This window comes from bacterium (assembly GCA_037131655.1).
GTDB lineage: Bacteria > Armatimonadota > Fimbriimonadia > Fimbriimonadales > JBAXQP01 > JBAXQP01.
Genome location: JBAXQP010000363.1, coordinates 1 through 2,426, shown reverse-complemented (window position 1 = coordinate 2,426; position 2,426 = coordinate 1). Strand labels below are relative to the sequence as shown.

Genomic DNA, 2,426 nt, shown 5'->3' with positions numbered 1-2,426 from the left:
GGTGGGCATTCGCCTCATGCGTCCAGATTAAAAAGCCCGCCACTGCCGCTAAGGTCACAATACCATTTTGATAAACAAGGCGATCACCGACAGCCATGAGTTGTCGTGGTAAAAAGCCATCTCTTGCCATGAAATATGACAGACGAGGAAAATCAGCAAATGCGGTATTCGCTGCAAGCACTAAAACCGACATCGTCGCTATTTGGATGAAGAAATAGAGACCGCCGGAATCTAATGTCGCTCGGGCAATCTGTGACAAGACCGTCTGATAGTGTGGCCCTTCTGTAATTGGCATGATGTGTAAAAAGTTCGCAAGCCAGCTTATCCCAAGGAACATAACTACCAGTAGCGATCCCATGGCCCCAAGCGTAATTGCTGCGTTACGAGATTCTGGTTTTCGAAAAGCAGCCACCCCATCACTTATCGCCTCAATACCAGTTAAAGCTGTACAACCTGCAGAGAAAGCTCGTAGGAGAAAGAAAAGAGTGATTGGTTCAACAGCTTTAGAAACAGTTGGTAGGATTTCAGCAGGGGAAATATTATGTGGTATTGCCGGTGTTTGTCCCATTATTACAAACTTCCAGAATGCCACCCCAAGCATGATAAAAATTCCCACAATAAATGAATAAGTCGGCAAAGCAAAAATTGCGCCCGATTCGCGAACACCTCGTAAGTTTGCCCAAGTAATCATCGCCAGTAAAGCTAATGCTATCTCAACGGCAAGACCACTTAAGCCGGGGAAAGCTGAGACAATAGCCGCTACACCCGCCGAAATACTTACCGCTACAGTAAGAGTGTAATCAATTAGAAGCGACCCACCGGCAATTCGTCCAAACACGCTGCCCAGGTTCTCAGAAGAAACAATATAGGACCCTCCACCCCCTGGGTAGGCAAATATCGTTTGAATGTATGAGATGACGACAATAATGAGGAGGACTGCGATGCCGATACTAATGGGAATCAGTTTCTCTAAAGTTGATAGGTCTACCTGATTCCAACTCATCGCAAAAGGTATGCAAAGTACTAAAACGCGAAGTATTTCCTCGGTTCCATATGCAACCGAGGAAAGAGCATCCGACGAAAACACCGGTAGGGCGAGAAACTTAGTTAATCGCTCATGATGGGCATGTTCGCTTCGTATAGGTATTCCAAAAAGAAACCTTTTTAGTCTAGAAAGCATTGTTCAAAATGAATTTCCGGTTAAGTTCAGCGATTATAGCATACAACCTAACCTAGGAAATATCGGACATTGGTAACGACAACATTTCTTCTCGAGGATAATGCAAGTTTGAGCTGAAAAGCCGCGTTCTCATGTAAAATCGAATGCCACCACTTTCCAGGCACGTATTCAGGCACGATAACCGTTATAACATGGTCTGGATGCTCGCTTAAAGCCTCATCGACATACTCTAAAATAGGGCCGACTAAAGATCGAAATGGAGATTCAAGTATTACCAAAGGAATATCTTTGGCAAACTTATCCCAGTCTTTACGCATCACTTCAAGACGTCGAGGATCGGCGCTAATATTCACATGCACAGCCCGACAGTCTAAACCAATAGAGCGCGCATATTCGAAAGCGGCCAAAATCCCCTGGTGTATACGCGGCACCAACAATAGCACAGTATTCACGGTCTCATGCGATTCATAACGTCTGGGCAAGGCAAGTTGTAATGCACTCTTAACATAATGGCGTTTTATGCCTTTGAAAGTGACAAAAAGAATACTGAGAAGGATGACGACAATGTATGCGCCTTCTTTGAACTTAGTAGTGATGATAATGATGCATACGATGCCTGTAATGATTGCCCCGCAGCCGTTAATCAAGGCTCGCCGCAACCAACCCTTATCATTCAATCGCTTCCAGTGAATAAACATGCCGCTTTGGGAGAGAGTAAAGGAGGTGAAAACACCGATCGCATAAAGCGGAAGCAAGCTATCGACTTTCCCACGATAATGCCAAACCAATAAGCAGGCAGTTAACGCCAATATGATAATCCCATTTTGGAATACAAGCCGGTCACCCTGACGAGCAAATTGACGTGGTAGATAACCGTCACGAGCCATAATGCTTGCTAAACGGGGAAAATCAGCAAAACTTGTATTGGCAGCAAGAATTAAAATAAGAAACGTCGATATCTGGATGTAATAAAAGAAATAACTTGTTGAGCCAAACACATTGGCAGCAATCTGTGAGAGCACTGTACGCGAATGTGAATTGCTTTCACTTAAGAGGTTCAGTATCGGTAGATGTCCTGCTAAGTATGAGATTCCCAGGAACATCGTGATCAAGATAATTGCCATCCATCGAAGCGTAATAGCAGCATTTCGCGATTCGGGCGGTCTAAAGGCGGGGACGCCATTGCTTACAGCTTCAGTTCCAGTCATCGCAGTACATCCACCAGCGAAAGCGCGCAATATAATAA

The 2,426-nt window shown here is 44.7% G+C and carries 2 protein-coding genes; both read right to left on the bottom strand.

Going from position 1 to position 2,426, the window contains the following annotated elements; all coding sequences use genetic code 11:
• The coding region (locus WCO51_12470; GenBank protein MEI6514068.1) for an APC family permease at window positions 1–1,180 on the bottom strand (1,180 nt) is incomplete at its 3' end.
• Between the two features lie 47 nt (window positions 1,181–1,227).
• The coding region (locus WCO51_12465; GenBank protein ID MEI6514067.1) for an APC family permease at window positions 1,228–2,426 on the bottom strand (1,199 nt) is incomplete at its 5' end.